Source organism: Acinetobacter sp. XS-4 (assembly GCF_023920705.1).
Classification (GTDB): Bacteria; Pseudomonadota; Gammaproteobacteria; order Pseudomonadales; family Moraxellaceae; genus Acinetobacter.
In genome coordinates this window covers 1025934-1045851 of sequence record NZ_CP094657.1, presented here as the reverse complement: position 1 = coordinate 1045851, position 19918 = coordinate 1025934, and the positions used below count along the sequence as shown (strand labels likewise).

The following is a 19918-nucleotide window of genomic DNA, read 5'->3' as shown; positions in this document are numbered from 1 at the left end:
CTGATTTCACGTTATGGTGAACAGAAAGAAATGAGGTGAATAAAATGACCCTGTTACAACAACTTGAAATTAAACATCCAATTTTTCTTGCCCCTATGGCGGGTGTGTCTACGCCTGAACTTGCCGCAGAAGTTTCTAATCAGGGTGGTCTTGGGTCATTAGGGCTGGGAGCAAATACAGCGCAAAGTGCTCGAGAACAGATTTTAAAAACTCAAACACTTACAGAAAAATCATTTCAGGTTAATTTTTTCTGCCATCAACCCGAACAACTTAATTCTCAAACCTCAGCACAATGGATTGAATATTTACGACCACAGTTTGAAAAGTTCGGAGAACAGCCTCCTCAAAACTTGAACTGTATTTATCCAAGTTTTCTTGATAACGATGATTTTCTAAATGTCGTATTAGAAACTAAACCTAAAGCTGTCAGTTTTCATTTTGGTATTCCCCATCCGCATCAAATTCAGGCGTTAAAAAATGCTGGAATTATAACCATGGTTTCTGCTACTAATTTGGTCGAAGCACAAGCTATTGAAGCGGCTGGTATTGATATTATTATTGCTCAAGGGATTGAAGCAGGCGGACACCGTGGAATCTTTAATAAGACTTTTGATGCAGCGATTAAAACGAGTGATTTAGTACATCTTATTGTCAAACATTGCAAACGACCTGTGGTAGCCGCTGGTGGCATTATGAACGGCGCACAAGCAAGACATATGTTGAGTTTAGGAGCTACAGCTGTTCAACTCGGAACTGCTTTCGTTCAATGTCCATCTTCAAATGCATCTGTCGAATACCGTAAAGCTTTATTTAATGAGCCTGTGACCCAAATTAGTGCTAGCCTTTCTGGACGTCCGGCCCGCGGCCTGCTCAACCATTGGCACACACAAATTGATTTACCGAATCGACCGCCTCAACCAGAATATCCATATACCTATGATTTGGCCAAGCAATTAAATGCAATTGCAAGTAAGAATAAAGACTATGGCTTCGGTGCTTTTTGGGCAGGTAGTAATGTCTCACAAATACGTGAATTAGCTGCTGCCGATTTAGTTAATCAGTTAGTGGTAGAAATGCTAGAAGATGAGTAAATTTAAAAAAGCCAGTAAACATTTACTGGCTTTTTCTTTAATGCGTTTCTAATAAGTTAACCTGCTCAACTTGTACATCACTCATTAAATTGCCTTCAGCTAATAGCTGATTAAAATAGTTTTCGACCACTAATGCTTGTTCAGCAGTACTTTCAACTTTATACATGTTTTGGCGGAATTCGTTACTTGAACGTAATCCTTTTGTGTACCAAGCAATATGTTTACGGGCAATACGACATCCAGAATATTCACCATAAAATTGATACAGTTCTGATAAATGTCCAAGCAGCACATGCTTCACCTCTTCAATATTAGGTGCGGCTAAGTGCTCTCCAGTTTTTAAATAATGAGCAATTTCACGGAAAATCCATGGTCGCCCTTGAGCAGCACGACCAATCATGATTGCATCAGCACCTGTATAGTCGAGCACAAATTTTGCCTTTTCAGGACTATCAATATCACCGTTCGCAATAAGTGGAATATTGATTAATTCTTTGACATGTTTGATCAAATCATAACGTGCTGTATTTAAATACATGTCTTCACGAGTACGACCATGCAAAGCTAATCCAGCAATCCCCGCTTCTTCTGCCCTTTTTGCTACCCTTAAAATATTTTCTTGACCATTTAAAAATCCCAATCGGGTTTTTAATGTGACAGGAACATCAACAGCAGTGACCACTGCATCAAGAATTCGTGCCACTAAATCTTCATCTTGTAATAATGCCGAACCTGCGAGTTTATTACATACTTTTTTGGCTGGACACCCCATATTGATATCAACAATTTGTGCACCATTTGCCACTTGATAACGTGCAGCTTCTGCTAATTGCTCAGGATCAGAACCTGCAATTTGAGCAGAAATTGGAGCGAGTTCGCCGTCAAAATTTGCACGGTAGAGACTCTTTTTGCTCATCCGCAAAGTCTTATCCGCAGTCATCATTTCACTGACTGCATGGCCTGCGCCAAAATACTTACAGAGCGTTCTAAATGGACGGTCAGTGACCCCCGCCATAGGAGCAACGATTAAATTATTTGACAGTTGATAGGGACCAATATACATATATATTCATACAATTGATGATCAACATAGTATACTTCATCCGCTTAATCGGCTCATCTTTTTATGCAGGTGCTTTCCTCGCCATGAACAAACCGTTGTCTTCCCGTTTTTTATTAAAATCATTCGGTATGGTTGCCGTGTGCATGAGTTTAGCCGCTTGTGGTGATAAAGCTTGGTGGTCAAACAATGATGAGCCTGAACTAGAAAGCCAACAGATTAAACGTCTTATCCCATCACGTGTACATGATCGTGAGTCATGGGCTAAAGATATTGACGACATTATGAACGACTTGAAGATCCCTAAAACCAAGAAAAATGTCTGTAGTATTGTGGCTGTAGTAGATCAAGAATCTAACTTTGTTGCCAACCCTCAAGTGCCTGGATTAGGCCAAAAGGCTGTTGAAGAAGTTAGCACACGTTTAAATGAAAAATTTGAAGATAAGCTTGGTAAAACTATTGGTGGAACAATGGCTGGTTATTTTGAAGAAGTGCTAAGAACTCAGCCTTCTCCCGATAATAACTATATGAGTCAAATGCGTAAGGTTAAAACCGAGAAAGACCTCGACTTACTTTACCGAGAAATTTTCGACTTTATGGCTAAGCATTACCATGTGAGTGCATTAACAGGTGCAGCCAAATTAGTTGGGCAAGATATTGGCGAGAAAATGAACCCTATTACGACCTTGGGTTCTATGCAAGTTCATATTAACTATGCGAAAGCCAATAAACGTTCAAGCATGAATACCGCTGCACTTCGTGATGACTTATATACTGAATATGGCGGTTTATATTATGGTATTCATCGTTTAATGGTTTATCCAGCAGACTATGATAAAGCCATTTATCGATTTGCAGACTATAACTCAGGTATGTATTCTAGCCGTAATGCTGCTTTTCAAAGCATGTTAAATGACCTAACAGATACTGAAATCAGTCTTGATGGCGATCTACTTCTTTACACAAAAGATGGTGATCCACGCCCGACTCAAAGCCAGTCAGAAAAAGAGCTGATTACTGTATTTGCAAGAAATAATGTATTGGTTACCCCACGACAAATTCGTGATGACCTTAAATTAGAAAAAGAGAAAAAGTTTGAAAGTACTCAAACCTATATTGCGCTGACGAAACTTTATAAAGCAAAGACAGGTAAAGAACCTATCTATGCAATGATGCCGCAAGTGGTCATTTCTGGGCCAAAATTAAGTCGTGACTATAATACCAACTGGTATGCAACCCGCGTAAACGGACGATATGAATCATGTATGCAACGAGCGAAACGCATAAGACTATAAAAAGTCTCGCCCTGTTCGATTTTGATGGAACCTTGTGTAGTAAAGATAGTTTTACAGGGTTCATCTTTTATGCTTTGTCTAAGCGCCATATTGTTAAACAAGGTTTGAAAATCCTGCCGTGGATTCAAGCCTACTATCTTAACTTTTATCCTGCCCATGCTATGCGTGCCAAGTTATTCCGCAGCATGTTCAAAGATACCCCTGCAATTGAACTGCAAAGATTAGGTGAAGAATACGCACAAGAGTTAGTCTCTACGCTCTCACCTGAAATTTTTGCACAGTTACAGCATCATCAGTTACGCGGAGATCGAGTGGTGTTAGTTTCAGCTTCAATTGATGTCTACCTTGCCCCACTTTGCAAACTGCTAAATATCGAATTAATTTGTACCGAAACTCAAATTAAAAATGGCATGATGACAGGTTACTACTCCACCCCAGATTGTAGTAGCGAACAAAAGAAGTTAAGAGTACATCAGCAATATACGCTACAGCATTATCATCAAGTTTATGCATATGGTAATAGCTCAGAAGACCTAGATATGTTGAGCCTTGCGACACATCCATACATGGTGGGTGAAGATCGTGTTCTACCTCGTTTAACACCAGAAAAAAAGCTCGCATAAAGCGAGCTTTTTTAATTTTAAAATAATCTAGTAAATCGCCATATGATCACGATGAATCATTTCAAGTGAACGAGCTTCACCTAACACTTGATAAACTTTATCAGAGGCCAAGCCTTTAATAATTTCAGCAGATCGTGAGCTAAAATTCACTCGACCTACTGCAATACGTTTACCTTGTTTATCTACACATTCAACCACATCGCCACGATCAAAATGTCCTTCAACAGTTTTAACCCCAACAGGGAGCAAACTGCGATGTTTTAATTTAATCGCTTCAACAGCACCATCATCAATTACAAGACGGCCTGCTGTTTGTAAATGAGCAGCGAGCCACTGTTGATGAGCAGTCATACGGTCTTTATCTGTAGTAAACAGCGTACCTAGCATTTCACCTGCCATCACACGTGACAAGACATTATCACTTTCACCACTCGCAATGAGGGTTGGACAACCTGACTTAGCAGCTAAACGTGCGGCACGAACTTTAGTCACCATACCACCTCTGCCGAGCAAACCACCACCGCCAGCCATTTCGAATAAAACATCGTCCATAGCACGAACAGTAGAGAGTAGTTTAGCATCAGGATTATGACGCGGATCTGAGTCAAACATACCCTGCTGATCAGTTAAAATGATCAATAATTCTGCATGAACCTGACCTGCAACCATCGCAGCTAAAGTATCGTTATCACCAAAGCGAATCTCGTCGGTAGATACCGTGTCATTTTCATTAATGACTGGAATCACACGCCAATCAATCAAGTTTTGCAAAGCATCACATGAGTTCAAATAACGACGGCGGTCCGCTAGATCATCATGTGTAAGTAAAACTTGAGCAGTACGAATGCCATGTTCTTCAAGCACACTAGACCAAGTATGAATTAAACCCATCTGCCCAATCGCAGCACAGGCTTGCAGACTGGGTAGATCGGTGGGTCGACTCGCAAGCTTCATACGAACCATACCTTCAGCCACAGCTCCAGACGACACTAAAATAATTTCGTGTCCGGCATTGTGTAGATCTGCAATCTGTTTCGCCCAATGCGAAATAGCATTCAAATCTAAACCTTGCCCATTGGCTGTGAGTAAAGATGATCCGATTTTAACAACGATTCGTTTACACTCACTGAGCTGACGTTGCCCATCGACCACTTCTATCATGTTTTCCTCGGTTTTTTAGTCACGAACATAGATGCTTTCTACATCATTGTCGTCTTCATCATCGTCAAAATCATCATCATCGCCCAACATACCTTCAAGACGTTGTGCTCGACGCATAGCGCGATATGCTTCTTTTGCCGCAATGGTTTGTTCACGTGTTTCAATTTCTAGTTGTTCACGGAAAGCTCTTACTTCTGCTGCATATTCAGGATCTTCAACTTCGCGTTCACGTTGTTGTTCAAGCTGATCCATTAAGTAATAAACAACGTCTTTCGTTCCTTCGCTTAATAAACCTGATGTCTTAAAGACAGGTCCAGCCCACTCTAGTTCACCTAGAATATGCTGACACCACTCTTCACGACTTTCTTCAGCAATCTGATCAAGTTTGTTCAGTACTAAAACAATCGGTAGTTTAGCTAAAGTAGGAGAAAACTTAGCTAACTCGTTCATAATTGCTTTTGCATTATGCGCCGGATCTGAACCATCAATTGGTTGCACATCAATAATGTGCAAAAGAATACGCGAACGTGCCAAATGTTTAAGGAAACGAATTCCCAAACCAGCACCTTCTGCTGCACCTTCAATCAACCCTGGAATATCGGCCATTACAAATGAACGATGACGGTCAGCATCTACAACACCAAGGTTTGGAACCATGGTTGTAAATGGATAGTCTGCCACTTTTGGTTTTGCAGCACTTACAGCACGAATAAAGGTTGATTTACCAGCATTTGGCATACCCAACAAACCAACATCGGCCAATACTTTTAATTCAAGACGAATTTCACGGAATTCACCTTTGATGCCTGTCGTACATTTACGCGGAGCACGGTTAGTTGATGATTTAAAGTGGGTATTCCCCAAACCACCATCACCACCACCTGCAACCAGAATTCTTTGGCCGTCTTCAACCAAATCGCCAATAATATCGCCTGAATCTGTATCAACAATTGTTGTACCAACGGGTACTTTTAAAACCACATCTTCACCACCACGTCCGGTACAGTTAGCGCCTGCACCATTCTTTCCGCGCTCAGCACGGAACTTACGTGTGTAACGGTAATCGACTAGCGTACTCGTATCATCATCAGCTTGAATATAGATACTTCCACCACGTCCGCCATCACCACCATCTGGGCCACCAAATGGTACAAATTTTTCACGGCGAAAACTGGCTACGCCATTGCCACCGTCGCCAGCCTCTACGGTAATGACTGCTTCATCAACAAAGCGCATCTGCCAATCCTCTAAAAACTTTAAAACCGCCTATTCTGCCATATTTTCATAAAATTCTCGAATAGAAAATGGGACAATTCCCATTTATAACGATCTGTTTTTATCTTTAAGTCATTAAAAGCATTTTAGATTCATAAATACGAGCTTTACTTAAAATAAAATGCAGGATAACTATTTAATTTTTAAGGATGAACATTGCGTAGAGGTAAGGTCATTTGCATATCAAGATTTGCTTTTGTTTTTGGAACCGAATTATACATAATCGCATTAAATGAAGAGACATTCCCCATTTCCATAGGATCATTCACTTGTAGACTTGGTTTAAACTGATGTTTAACCGATAAATTTACTGGCTCATCAAATTCAAAATAAACAGGACCATCAAAAACAATTTTAACTGGAATGGTATAACTACGTTTTAAGTTAAAAGGAACGTCCAACTTAATGGGAATATCCAGTTTAAGCGGAAATTTTGGCAAAAATTTATTTTGATAGATGAGATCTGTCGTTGTTTCAAGAGGCATAACCTGATCAATCTTTAGCGTTGTTGAGTAGTCAACACTTACTGTAATTGGTGTCTCTACAGCAAAATTTAAATCTGCCAGATATTTCCCTTTTAGCGGTAGAGTCAATTGCCGATCTATATCTAATGTTGTATCAAGTTTACCAATAGACTGGACTTGTAAAGTATTGCCCACTTGAATCTTTGTTTCTAAAGAGTCAGGTAAAGTAATATCTGCATTATGAGCTGAAACGACTAAATTAGCTTGAATATTGAGGTATACCCAAAACATAACCGCAGCCAGTATCGTCATTAAAATGAAACTAATGAGCATACTCTTGAGTGAACGAAACATTAGCATCCACCCTATTGATTAGCTGTCGTCTGTGATGTTTCTGAACCTAATACCCGATTTAATCTCATACTGGACAGAGGAATTTTTAACTCACCATTTGCAATCTTCACAGGTAATGTGTTTTTCACATCGACTGAAGCATTTAGTGCTGTTTTAACAGGAACATTCAAATTACCCTCAATTGGAATATTAGTATCTAATCTTGCTTTTAGAGGAATATGTAAATTTTCTTTTAATACTGTCCGCACTGGTGCATCGAATTTTAAATGAACCTTTTGTTCAAGCGGAACATTAATATCAATGGGAACATCAAGTTTTAATGGAATTGATCCCTTTAACGGTAAAGTAATATCACGCCCCAAAACTCTGACTTGAACCTTCGTATCGATTGGTAAATTTTGCTCAACTTTTAATGTTTCTTTTACTGGAATTGTTGTGCTAATCGGCACCATATTATCGAAGTAAACACGCGGGGTTAGCGTTTGCGTTAGTGGAATATTCAGTTTCTCATCAATTGGAATACTGGCATTTACCCGCCCTTTCACATCCACGTTTAAAGCATCTTGTACTTTAACCTTAACTTGTAGAGGTTCTTGCAAGTCAATAGCAACCGCTTGATTCTTCAATGGAATATAAATATTAAAATGCTTAAACACCCATATTGCAATGAGCACACCACATAAATTGGCAATAATGATGAATATAAAAACGACCAACAAACGTTTAAACTGCGACAATTCCTATCCCTTACTATTTTCTTTTTTTCCTTAATTCCTATTCTCATTTATTTACAAAAAATAGTCAGCATATATTTTGTACGGTTGTAAAAAAACCCAGTCTAAACTGGGTCTTTTTGTGAAAAATTTTTATAGATCGTTAATGATCTTAAGCATTCAATTCTGCTGGAATTTTTTTGTAGCTTACGCCGCACATTTGTTCAGCAATACGTAATACCTGACAGCTATAACCAACTTCGTTATCGTACCAAACATAAGCAGTTAAACGGTTACCAGAAGTAATCGTTGCTTGAGCGTCATATACACCAGCAGTACGAGAACCGATAAAGTCACTCGATACAACTTCAGTCGAGTTGGTATAACCAATTTGACCTTGAAGGCTAGAGTTAATCGAAATTTGACGAATGTATTCGTTCACTTCTTCACGATCAACTTCTTTATCAAGCGTTAAGTTCAAGATAGCAAGAGATACGTTTGGCGTAGGAACACGTACAGAGTTACCAGTTAACTTACCTTTCAATGCAGGTAATGCTTTAGCAACAGCTTTAGCAGCACCAGTTTCTGTAATTACCATGTTCAAGGTAGCCGCACGACCACGACGGTCTGCTTTATGGTAGTTATCGATTAAGTTCTGGTCATTTGTAAATGAGTGAACAGTTTCAACGTGACCGTTAAGAACTTTATATTTGTCATCCAATACTTTAAGAATTGGAGTAATTGCATTTGTTGTACAACTTGCAGCAGAGATGATTTTGTCTTCATCTAAGATGTCTGTGTTGTTTACGCCAAATACAACGTTTTTCATTTCGCCTTTACTTGGTGCAGTCAATACAACACGTGCAACGCCTGGGCATTTCAAGTGTTGGCTTAGACCTTCAGCATCACGCCATTTACCAGTGTTATCGATTAAAAGTGCGTTTGAAATACCGTATTCAGTATAGTCAACTTCACTTGGGCTAGATGCATAAATCACTTTAATGAAGTTACCGTTAGCAATGATTGCTTCGTTTTCTTCATCAACAGCGATTGTACCAGCGAAAGTGCCATGAATAGAGTCACGACGAAGTAAAGAAGCACGTTTTGCTAAATCGCCATCAGAAGATTTACGCACAACAATTGCTTTAAGGCTTAAACCACGACCTAAACCTGATTGGCTAATGATTAAACGAGCCAAGATACGGCCAATACGACCAAAACCATAAAGAACTACATCTTTAGGTTGTTCAGAAGTTGCGCTACCTTTGATTGATTCAACTGCTTGAGCAACAAAAGCGTTAACATCACCGCCTTTTTCTTTATATTCAACAGCAAGTTTACCAATATCAACTTCTGCTGAACCAATGTTTTCAAGCTGAGCTAAAGCTTCTAAAATTGGGAATGTGTTCACAACAGAAAGCTCAACGTCTACAACACGTGTACGGCGGTGAGTTTTCAAAATTTGGATAACAGAACGGTTAATTAAAGAGCGACCGTAAACAGATACGACAATATTTTTTTCACGGTATAATTGTCCGATTAATGCAATCATACGTTCCGCGATTTCTTCACGGTTTTTCCAACGGCCTTGGTGTTCAGCATGCAGGGCGATGATAGTGTCTTTGCTCACAGATACGTCCTCTAATTAATTATATCTAGGCGTGATTTTTTAAACCCCGTAATTGTAATGGAATTATCGACAAGAATGAATCAAAAGCTGACGTTAGTAGCTAGATTTTCCTAAAATTCATCATAAATTCATAAAATACCTATAATTATTTTTTATTATCTTATTGTTTAAAGCAGCTAAATTTTTGCTTTTTCTTACTTTTTAGATTTTGATGCTCTAATCGTGAGCATCATTTTTTAATCTTTTTTGATATTTCGCAATATTGAGCTGCAAATTTTTAGCTTTTTGACGTTGCTGATAAAGGTGAACTGCACCTTCTAAAACGAGTACAAACACTGCGCACCAGATTGGAATATAAGTAAACCATTCTTCTTGACCAATACTCTCTCCTAAAACCAAAGAAGCTAAAGCAAGCAATACAGGTTCCAAATATCCTAAAAGTCCAAACACCACTAAGGGTAAAAAGCGACTTGCCAGAATATAACTTCCCAAACCTATTGCGCTTAAAATTCCAAGCCCAACAATGATCAAAGCAAGACTCGGTTGGTCTATAAATTTGCTATAAGGAAGTAAACCTGTATGGGTCAAATAAATCGCAATGGGTAGAATAATGACTAAATCCCACCAGAAGCCACCTAAATTGTCTGTTTTAATTGTCTTACGTAGTAAAAAGTAGGCAGAGTAGCCAACTGCAACCAATGCAGTCTCCCAAGCAATACTTCCTAAACGCCAGATTTCATGGCCCACGCCAATGACTGCAAGAATAATTGCTACCCATTGAAATTTTGATATTTTTTCGCCATAAAGCACACTGCCAGCCAAGACAAGAACAAGTGGTAATAGAAAATATCCTAAAGATACTTGTAGACCCCGCCCATGCATAGGCCCCCATAAAAACAGCCAAAGTTGGACTGATGTTAAAACGGAGGTTGTAATTAACAACAATAATAACGATGGCTTAGCCAAAATACGCTGATAGATATTTTTGATATATGCTAAATCACCACTCCACCACATAAACAAGGTGAGAAATGGGATTGTTGCAATAATCCGCCATCCAAAAGTCTGTTGACTATCAAGCTGACCTAACAATTGAGTATAAAAATAAAGTACACCAAAAGTGACAGATGCCATGACAGACAAGCTCACGCCCTTAAACATCACCACCCTCTTAGACTTTAGTAAAAACAGCTCAACACAATACTTGATTTATCCACTATAAAAAAGAAAAAACCATGTAAAAACATGGTTTTTTCTTGATCAGACATCTGCTGTTATTCTTTATGTTCTGTATGGATAACATCTCGAATATCGAAACCTAATGTTTTTGCATAATTTAGATATTCATCCACCACTTCTTGTTCAGGATGTGGTGTTCTTGATAATACCCAAAGATATTTACGAGAAGGTTCTCCAACTAAAACGGTTTGATAGTCTTCATCTATTTTTAAAATCCAGTAATCTCCACGAATAACCGGAATCCATCTCACAGCTTCCGGTAAGAAACTCACCTTCAATTTGGTGTTATATGGCGGGTTCACCACGAAGGCTTCACCAATAGATTGCTGTAATTGTTTTCTATTGTCATAGCAGCGATTATCTACAACCACATTTCCATTTTCGTTTAAAGTGTAAGTTGCAGATACGTTATAAGCACATTTTTTTTGGAAAAATGCAGGCTTACGGGCGACTTCATACCAGACACCTAAATATCGGTCTAGTTCAACTTTATAAACAGTTTGCAAGGGTTTCGGCTGAGCATAGACATAGGTTCCAACAGCTAAACCAGCCAAAACGACACCGCCCAACGCAATTTTAGCCAAACGCCAACTGGCTTGCGGAACATTATTTCGAAATGCCATTGTTGCCCTCAACGATTAGTTGTGAATACAAAAGAACTCAAACATCTACAGTAGCTTGTTTTTTAAACACATTATGTAGCGTTATGTATTCGTTTATTGCAACATCTGCGCTTTTAATCGAAGAATTTCATCACGTATCCGCGCTGCTTGCTCAAACTGTAAATCTTTCGAGGCCTTTAACATATCTTTTTCAAGCTTAGTAATATGTTTACTAAACAATTTAGGGTCTGAAAGAATATGTCTTTCATCGGCACTCAATGCTTGTGCTTGTTCAAGTACTTTTTCATCAATCTCGTCGTCTGAAAGTACCTCACCCGAGTCAATTTCTTTGACAGCCTGACGAACTGCACTACGTGGCGTAATACCATGCAACTCATTAAATTCAATTTGCTTCGCTCTACGACGATCAGTTTCATCTATTGCTTTTTGCATAGAGTCAGTAATTCGGTCAGCATATAAAATTGCTTTACCTTTTACATTACGCGCAGCACGACCAATAGTCTGAATGAGTGAACGTTCCGAACGTAAAAAGCCCTCTTTATCTGCATCTAAAATAGCAACCAAAGAAACTTCTGGCATATCCAGACCTTCACGTAGCAGGTTAATACCGACTAAAACATCAAATACGCCTGTACGTAATTCATGAATAATTTTGACACGTTCAACGGTATCAATATCTGAGTGGAGATAAGCCACCTTAACGCCATATTCTTTTAAATATGAAGTCAGATCTTCTGCCATACGTTTTGTTAAAGTGGTAATCAATACCCTTTCATTCAAATTCTTACGAATATTAATTTCAGAAAGAACATCATCTACTTGGGTTAAAACAGGACGAATCTCGATTTCAGGGTCAATGAGACCTGTTGGACGTACCACCTGTTCAACAATTTGATCTGACTTTTCTAATTCATATTTAGCAGGTGTTGCACTTACAAAAATGGTAGTCGGTACAATACGCTCCCACTCTTCAAACTTCATTGGACGGTTATCAAGCGCACTTGGTAAACGGAATCCATAGTTTACTAAGTTTTCTTTACGTGACCGGTCACCTTTATACATCGCTCCAATTTGTGGAACCGTAACGTGTGACTCATCAATAATGAGTAAAGCATCTTCTGGAATATAGTCAAATAAAGTCGGTGGCGCTTCACCAGATGGGCGTCCAGACAAATGACGTGAGTAGTTTTCGATACCATTGGTATAACCCAACTGTTGCATCATTTCCAGATCGTAACGTGTCCGTTGCTCAATACGCTGTGCTTCAAGCAATTTGTCATGTTCACGGAAGAATTTAAGCTGATCTTGTAACTCATCTTTAATCGTATCGATGGCACGGGTTAAATGATCTTTTGGTGTTACATAGTGGCTTTTCGGATAAATCGTTACCCGAGAAACTTTACGAACCATTTTACCAGTTAGCGGGTCAAACCAACGGATTGAGTCGACCTCATCATCAAATAGTTCAATGCGAATGGCATGTTGATCGGATTCTGCTGGGAAAATATCAATAATTTCACCGCGAATTCGATATGTACCACGTAAGAACTCAAGTTCATTACGGGTATATTGCATTTCAACCAAACGGCGGATGATTTCATCACGGCTTACTCGGTCGCCCTCAACTACATGCAGCAACATTTGCATATAAGCATTTGGATCACCCAAACCATAAATTGCAGATACCGATGCCACAATAATTGCATCACGACGTTCTAATAAAGCTCGTGTTGCAGATAATCGCATCTGGTCAATGTGATCATTAATGGCTGCATCTTTTTCGATGAATGTATCCGAAGATGGAACGTAAGCCTCTGGTTGATAGTAATCGTAATAACTTACAAAATATTCAACCGCATTATTGGGGAAGAAAGATTTAAATTCGCCATAAAGCTGGGCAGCCAAAGTTTTATTATGGGCCATCACAATTGTAGGTCGCTGTGTTTGAGCGATCACATTGGCCATGGTATAGGTCTTACCCGAGCCTGTTACCCCTAGCAATAACTGATTACGAAAACCATGCTCGATACCATTAACCAGCTTTTCAATTGCCTGTGGCTGATCACCTGCTGGCTGATAATGAGTGACCAAATCAAAAGGTTGATTTTCGTTCAAAGTTATCTCTCTTTATGAAAAAATTGAATTTAACGTCTCCCCCATTAATGGGGATTTTTATCTTAATTTAAAGTGCACATTGAGTTGGAAATTCAATGTAAAAGATTAAGCATCTTAACACTTGACCAATACCCTAATCAGTTGCAACATGAAGCTATCCATTAAATAAAAAGCATAACCATGACCTATCAATATCATGATGAAAGTATTGTAACCGAACTTCCAGAAGATACAGTTTTTGTATTTGGTAGTAACCTTGCGGGGCAGCACGGTAGCGGTGCAGCACGCGTTGCCAGTCAACACTTCGGAGCAGTTGAAGGTGTGGGTCGCGGCTGGGCTGGTCAAAGCTTTGCAATTCCAACTTTAAATGAACATATTCAACAAATGCCTCTTTCACAAATTGAGCACTACGTTGAAGATTTTAAAATATATGCAAAAAATCATCCTAAAATGAAATATTTTGTCACTGCTTTAGGTTGTGGCATTGCAGGTTATAAAGTTTCTGAAATTGCACCACTCTTTAAAGATATTGATCACAACGTTATCTTTCCAGAATCGTTTAAACCTTATGTTGAAGATAATGCTGTTTCTCAATTTCCAACATTAACTCAAAAGATGGTAAAAAGTTTCATTAACGATGAGGTAATTTTTTACTTTAATCATGGAAGTGAATCTTTTGAAGAAGCTTTAGATAAAACAGATTTATCAGCTGCTGAAAAAGCGATAGCTCTTATTGTTTTAAATGAAGAGTTATACCCTCGGGATCGATATGGCCGAGGTCGAGATCATGAGCTTAGTGATATTTTAGGTAAGCTCAATGGTAAAATTTTTGATCTGCATGGAAACTCTGAGGGTGCCATGATTTTTGTGAGCGCAGTCGTTGCACTCATGGAACTTTATGATTTTGATGAGCAAGACTTTATCAAGTTATGGCGTGGTGAAAAGAATATTGACCACCCCATTAATCGTTAATTTCTCTAATAAATTTATGAGCTAAGCAGATAATATCTGCTTTCTCATTATTTTATTTTTACTTACATTTAATTTTCTTATTTTTAATTATTCTAATAAATTTAAGTTCTTTATATTCCCAAATCTTAATTTTTCTCATTATACTTCAAGGCAAACTGAATACTTAAAGAAACATATGGAAACTTTAGATTCATCAATTTTTGACCTTAGCCCAATTCCAATGTGGATTGAGGATTTCAGTGAAGTTAAACAACAATTTGACCTATGGAGAAATCAAGGTGTTGAAAACCTCCATGAATTTTTAAGTCAAAATAAAAATTTAATTATTGAATGCGCGCATAAAATTAAAATTATTCGTGTTAATCAAAAAACATTAGAACTTTTTGAAGCAAGAACTCACGAAGAGCTATATTCGAATTTAAATCTTATTTTTAAAAAAGAAATGTTCGAATCACATATTCATGAACTAGAAGAACTATGGAATGGTAAAACCCATTTTTTAAGCACTACTGTAAATTACACCTTATCAGGTAAACGTATTGATGTGCAGTTAAGAGGCTCAATTTTACCCGGTTCTGAATCGACCTTTGAGCGTGTATTAATTACCACCGAAGACGTCACACCTTATCAAAATGCACTTCGTCAGGAAGAAAAAAATCGTCGCTTGGCTGAATCTATGTTTATCTATTCACCCACATCTCTTTGGGTCGAAGATTTCAGCCGTATAAAAAATAGAATTGATCAACTTAGGTTGTTGGGAATTGAAGATTTTAGGACTTTTCTAGATGTTCATCCTGAGTTTGTCCGTCAGTGTGTTGAAGATATTCTGATTTTAGATGTCAATCAGGCAACTCTTGATTTATTTAAGGCTCCTGATAAGTCTACCCTTCTCAGAAATACACATAAAATTTTTGCTGAAGAAATGATTGAAACATTTCGGGAACAACTCATCGAATTATGGCAAGGTAATATTCACCATAAACGTGAAGCCATTAACTATGCGTTAGATGGGCAAATGAGAAATGTCTTACTTCAGTTTACTGTTTTCCCCGGTTATGAAGAGACTTGGGGACTAGTACAAGTTGCACTTACAGATATTACCGCGCGAAAAAAAGCGGAAAACTATCTTGAATATTTGGGACAACACGATGTCCTGACAAAACTATATAACCGCGCTTTTTTTACAGAAGAACTTAACCGTTTAAACCGAAGCATTATTCGCCCTGTTTCTTCAATTTTCTTAGACATGAATGGATTAAAAGAAACAAATGATCAGTTTGGTCATGATATTGGGGATGGATTATTGCGTCGCGTTGGAAATATTTTAAGTCAGGCCATTTTAAATACGCCCCATACGGCTTCTAGAATAGGTGGCGATGAATTCGTGATTTTAATGCCAGGAGCAGATGAGGCTAATGTTCTAGTTATGCTTCAAACTATTCAGGAACTTTTTAATATCGACAATCAATATTATTCAAGCCACCCTATTAGCATCGCAATTGGACATTCGACAACTCAAACAAATGAACAAATTGAGGACATGTTAAAGCGAGCTGACTATCACATGTATCAAATGAAAAAAAATTACTATCAGGAAATTTCATTTAATCAATAAAAAAACAGGCATATTGCCTGTTTTTGAGCTTAACGTTTTCCCATAGAACGACGAGTACCACGTGGTGGCATCCATGTTCTATCTGCGTATTGCTCTGGTTTCGGACGCACTTGGTTGTGTACCGCGTCGTCGGCTTCATTGCTTTCATTCGGCATTGGGAATGGCAATTTCACCAAAGCCTTTTTCTGTTTTGGCTGTTGCTCAGTCATGATTCATTCTCGAAATTTCGATTGCGACTTATTATAAATGATTTTTGTCATTTCTTTTCAAAAAAGCTTCAATTGAATAAAACAGCAACAACATCGTTCTTAAATCAAACTTTTTTACATCTAAAAATACCCACATCCGCAAATTGCTTAATTTTTGCGATAAGATAGTATGCTTTTTATTTTTTAATCCCATAAGAGGAATATTGCCGTGGACGTACGTCTTTCTGATCGTGTCAATGCTATCAAACCGTCCCCTACACTTGCTGTAACTAACAAAGCTGCTGAACTTAAAGCTGCTGGCAAGAATGTGATTGGTTTAGGTGCTGGCGAACCAGACTTTGATACCCCTCAACACATCAAAGATGCTGCGATTGAAGCGATTAATAATGGTTTCACCAAATATACGGCTGTAGATGGTACTCCTGGGTTAAAAAAAGCAATTATTGCTAAATTTAAGCGCGACAATAATCTTGATTATCAAGCGAATCAGATTTTGGTTTCATGTGGTGGTAAGCAAAGTTTCTTTAACTTAGCGCTTGCTCTATTAAACAAAGGCGATGAAGTTATCATTCCAGCACCTTTCTGGGTAAGCTATCCAGATATGGTCATTATTGCTGAAGGTACTCCAGTCATTGTGAAATGTGGCGAAGACCAACGTTTCAAAATCACTCCTGAACAATTAGAAGCTGCGATTACACCTAACACTCGTTTAGTTGTATTAAACAGTCCATCTAACCCGACAGGTATGATTTATAGCAAAGCTGAATTAGAAGCTTTAGCTGAAGTTTTACGTCGCCACCCACAAGTATTTGTTGCATCTGACGATATGTATGAACCAATTCGTTGGGAAGATGAGTTCTACAACATCGCAACTGTTGCTCCAGATTTATATGACCGCACGATTGTTTTAAATGGTGTATCTAAAGCATATGCGATGACAGGTTGGCGTATTGGCTATGCAGCCGGTCCAGCAAAAATCATTGGTGCAATGAAAAAAATCCAATCTCAATCAACTTCAAACCCAACTTCTATTTCACAAGTTGCTGCTGAAGCTGCATTGAATGGTCCACAAGATGTTTTAGAGCCAATGATTGAAGCGTTTAAACGCCGTCATGACTTAGTTGTAAACGGCTTAAATGACATTAAAGGTATCTCTTGCTTACCTGCTGATGGTGCTTTCTATGCCTATGCAAACATTCGCCCACTTATTCGCGCAAAAGGCTTAAAGTCTTGCACAGAGTTCTCTGAATGGTTACTAGAAGAAACTGGCGTAGCAGTAGTACCTGGTGATGCATTTGGTTTAGGCGGTTTTATGCGTATTTCATATGCAACAGCTGACGAAGTACTCGTTGATGCGTTAGCACGTATCAAAAAAGCTGCTGACTCAATTGAAGGTGTCGATGCTGCAATCGCTTCAATTGAAGCTGAAAAAGCTGCGAAATAATCTGCATTTTGCATAAAAAGGGTTCTCTTTAGAGAACCCTTTTTTAATTGATCTATGCTTTGTTTTTCTTTGGCACCATATATATAACCAAAAAAATTCCAAACAAAACCATAAAACCAGAGAAAATCACTCGCTCCGTTACAGCTTCATTCACAAATAGGCTTCCACCTATAATTGCCAAACATGGCACACTCAACTGCACGGTACTGGCCGTCACTCGATCAATATGCTTCAAAATTGCATACCAGAGTACATAAGCCCCACTTGAAGTCACGCCACCAGACAAAATTGCTAATACCCAACCTTGCAAATCAATATACCGCTCTTGATTGAGCAATATATTTGTCAACAAAACGATTGGTACAGCCAATATAAAATTTGCCAATGTACTACCGACAGGCTGAGTCATATTACGGCCAGCAATACTATATCCAGCCCAAGCCAAACCAGACAGCATCATAAGCAAAGCATACTTCCAATCAGGTGCATGAGCACCAGGTAATAACAAAACAATGATTCCAGCTAAAGCAATACATAAGCCTATACCACGGTATATACCAATCTGCTCACCATGCCAATAACCGTAAAGCACCATAGTCAGCTGTACAACACCAAATAATAATAACGCACCGATACCAGCATCGATTTGAAGATAGGTGCACGAAAATGCCAAAATATAAATCGCTAGAAAAAATGCGTTTTTTAAACTCCATTGGACTTTAGCTTGAGGTGATTTTGAATATAAAAACAGCCCCAATAAAACAACTGCACCACTCACTACTCGTATTAGACTAAAACTCATTGGGTCAATATGATGCCCTGCTAGAGCCAAACGGCACAACACAGAATTTGCTGCAAAAGCCACCATCACAAGTGCAATTTTTAAAAGCATTATCCGTATGCTCCTACTATTTTTTATAGTGTATAAGAAGAACCTCTTATCTATCTAATTCATTATTCAACTCATTTAATTCAATTTTTATAATAAAGGAATATTATAGTAGAAAGGCAAGTTTCGAAGATTCAACTTAACAGTTCAATTTTCAACGATAGAATTGACATATTGATGACTTAATAATAGGCTAACATCAAGTTCCAATTTAGAACTTAAAGAATTAAAGGACTCAAAAAATGAAAAATCCGATGGAAATGACTGGCCTTGAATTTTTACAAGCCATGATAGAAGGCCATATTCCTCCTGCAAGTATTAGCAAAACTATACCTATGCAACCCACTGAAATTTCAGAAGGATCTGTTACTTTTAAAGCAGAGGCAGATCATAACCATCTAAATCCACTCGGTGGCGTACATGGTGGCTTTGCTGCTACAGTTTTAGATTCTGTAACTGGCTGTGCAATACATACAATGTTACCTGCGGGTGTAGGCTATGGCACAATCGATCTTAACGTAAAAATGTGCCGTCCTATTCCAAAGAATCATTCTTTAATTGCGATAGGCAAAGTCATTAACTTAAGTAAAAATTTAGCTATTTCTGAAGGAAAGATTATTGATGAGGAAGGTAAACTGTATGCTTATGCAACAGCAACCTGCATGATTATTCGTCCATAGTCATTAAAGGCAGCCTTAAACCGCTGCCTTTTTTATTGGATAATCTGAAGTATCTGGACGTTCACAAGTTTGTGCGATCACATAGGGTGCCCAAATATTTTTAAGTTGAAGTTCTATAACTTCTTGATGCTCGGTAGACCACGCTAAAACTTTGTTTTTACCTAGCAACAACTCCCCTTCTAACTGAAAAATATATAAAGCTTTAGAAGACTTTAATACTTTCGAGCTTTTTAAAATTTTAAGTGAACCATGCACATTCCATTTAGAACTAAACCAAAGCTGTAATAAATCGCCCAAATATAAATTCTGTTTTTTGAAAGGAAAAGTATTAATCCAAGCACTTTCAACAAGTGTGTAATAGGATTCTGGTTGACTTAAAATATTGAGATAATGATCTTGATAAAAATCAAAATTAGAAAAAATAGAGGCAACAGTAAGTGTTTTCATACTTATCTCCGATTTAGCC

Annotated in this window: 18 protein-coding genes and 1 pseudogene; 7 read left to right on the top strand and 12 right to left on the bottom strand. The window is 38.2% G+C overall.

The window, feature by feature from the left end; translation table 11 throughout:
- Positions 1-44 precede the first annotated feature (44 nt).
- Positions 45-1091: a nitronate monooxygenase gene (locus tag MMY79_RS04890; protein ID WP_252612350.1), complete on the top strand. Its 1047-nt coding sequence runs from the start codon at positions 45-47 to the stop codon at positions 1089-1091.
- Positions 1092-1128: 37 nt separating this feature from the next.
- Here the strand turns inward: MMY79_RS04890 and dusB are convergent, their stop codons facing one another.
- Positions 1129-2154 (bottom strand): tRNA dihydrouridine synthase DusB, encoded by a 1026-nt coding sequence (dusB, locus tag MMY79_RS04885; protein WP_252612348.1) that lies wholly within the window; start codon positions 2152-2154, stop codon positions 1129-1131.
- A gap of 83 nt (positions 2155-2237) precedes the next feature.
- Here dusB and MMY79_RS04880 point away from each other — a divergent pair, with 83 nt between their 5' ends.
- Together MMY79_RS04880 and MMY79_RS04875 are read left to right on the top strand one after the other, a co-directional pair.
- Positions 2238-3446, top strand: a complete 1209-nt coding sequence (locus tag MMY79_RS04880; protein ID WP_252612346.1) for a DUF1615 domain-containing protein — start codon at positions 2238-2240, stop codon at positions 3444-3446.
- Positions 3413-4069 carry an HAD-IB family hydrolase gene (locus tag MMY79_RS04875; protein WP_252612344.1) on the top strand — a complete coding sequence of 219 codons (657 nt, stop codon included), beginning with the start codon at positions 3413-3415 and terminating at the stop codon, positions 4067-4069. Before MMY79_RS04880 ends, MMY79_RS04875 begins: the two co-directional genes overlap by 34 nt.
- 27 nt (positions 4070-4096) lie before the next feature.
- On the opposite strand, the gene proB is transcribed toward MMY79_RS04875, so the two are convergent.
- From proB to uvrB, 8 genes are all read right to left on the bottom strand, one after another.
- A complete protein-coding gene (gene proB / locus MMY79_RS04870; protein ID WP_252612342.1) occupies positions 4097-5230 on the bottom strand; it encodes a glutamate 5-kinase in 1134 nt (377 codons plus the stop codon).
- A gap of 15 nt (positions 5231-5245) precedes the next feature.
- Complete coding sequence (gene cgtA / locus MMY79_RS04865; RefSeq protein WP_252612341.1) at positions 5246-6466, bottom strand: Obg family GTPase CgtA; 1221 nt, start codon at positions 6464-6466, stop codon at positions 5246-5248.
- A 182-nt stretch (positions 6467-6648) separates the two neighbouring features.
- On the bottom strand, positions 6649-7323 hold the full coding sequence (locus MMY79_RS04860) for a hypothetical protein (protein WP_252612340.1): 675 nt from the start codon (positions 7321-7323) through the stop codon (positions 6649-6651).
- 11 nt (positions 7324-7334) lie between these two features.
- Positions 7335-8060, bottom strand: a complete 726-nt coding sequence (locus MMY79_RS04855) for an MFS transporter (protein ID WP_252612339.1) — start codon at positions 8058-8060, stop codon at positions 7335-7337.
- 148 nt (positions 8061-8208) lie between these two features.
- Positions 8209-9666 (bottom strand): glyceraldehyde-3-phosphate dehydrogenase, encoded by a 1458-nt coding sequence (locus MMY79_RS04850; protein WP_252612338.1) that lies wholly within the window; start codon positions 9664-9666, stop codon positions 8209-8211.
- A 216-nt stretch (positions 9667-9882) separates the two neighbouring features.
- Positions 9883-10830, bottom strand: coding sequence for an EamA family transporter RarD (gene rarD / locus MMY79_RS04845; RefSeq protein ID WP_252612337.1), 948 nt, complete (start codon positions 10828-10830; stop codon positions 9883-9885).
- Between the two features lie 110 nt (positions 10831-10940).
- Entirely contained in the window at positions 10941-11528 is a 588-nt protein-coding gene (locus MMY79_RS04840; RefSeq protein WP_252612336.1) for a lipocalin family protein, read from the bottom strand.
- 93 nt (positions 11529-11621) lie between these two features.
- A complete protein-coding gene (gene uvrB, locus MMY79_RS04835; RefSeq protein WP_174740113.1) occupies positions 11622-13643 on the bottom strand; it encodes an excinuclease ABC subunit UvrB in 2022 nt (673 codons plus the stop codon).
- A gap of 180 nt (positions 13644-13823) precedes the next feature.
- Here uvrB and MMY79_RS04830 point away from each other — a divergent pair, with 180 nt between their 5' ends.
- Positions 13824-14615, top strand: a complete 792-nt coding sequence (locus MMY79_RS04830; protein WP_004790757.1) for a hypothetical protein — start codon at positions 13824-13826, stop codon at positions 14613-14615.
- Between the two features lie 175 nt (positions 14616-14790).
- Positions 14791-16227 (top strand): annotated as a pseudogene (locus MMY79_RS04825) (sensor domain-containing diguanylate cyclase); the annotation flags it as partial.
- A gap of 32 nt (positions 16228-16259) precedes the next feature.
- Here the strand turns inward: MMY79_RS04825 and MMY79_RS04820 are convergent.
- Complete coding sequence (locus MMY79_RS04820; protein ID WP_252612335.1) at positions 16260-16439, bottom strand: hypothetical protein; 180 nt, start codon at positions 16437-16439, stop codon at positions 16260-16262.
- 208 nt (positions 16440-16647) lie between these two features.
- Between MMY79_RS04820 and MMY79_RS04815 the strand changes: the two genes are divergently transcribed.
- Entirely contained in the window at positions 16648-17883 is a 1236-nt protein-coding gene (locus MMY79_RS04815) for a pyridoxal phosphate-dependent aminotransferase (RefSeq protein WP_004790755.1), read from the top strand.
- A gap of 52 nt (positions 17884-17935) precedes the next feature.
- Here the strand turns inward: MMY79_RS04815 and MMY79_RS04810 are convergent, their stop codons facing one another.
- The gene (locus tag MMY79_RS04810) at positions 17936-18775 is read right to left on the bottom strand and encodes a DMT family transporter (protein ID WP_252612333.1); all 840 of its coding nucleotides are present in this window, start codon (positions 18773-18775) and stop codon (positions 17936-17938) included.
- Between the two features lie 239 nt (positions 18776-19014).
- Here MMY79_RS04810 and MMY79_RS04805 point away from each other — a divergent pair, with 239 nt between their 5' ends.
- A complete protein-coding gene (locus MMY79_RS04805) occupies positions 19015-19452 on the top strand; it encodes a PaaI family thioesterase (RefSeq protein WP_252612332.1) in 438 nt (145 codons plus the stop codon).
- A gap of 15 nt (positions 19453-19467) precedes the next feature.
- Here MMY79_RS04805 and MMY79_RS04800 read toward each other — a convergent pair whose 3' ends face one another.
- On the bottom strand, positions 19468-19899 hold the full coding sequence (locus MMY79_RS04800; protein ID WP_252612331.1) for a hypothetical protein: 432 nt from the start codon (positions 19897-19899) through the stop codon (positions 19468-19470).
- Positions 19900-19918 lie beyond the last annotated feature (19 nt).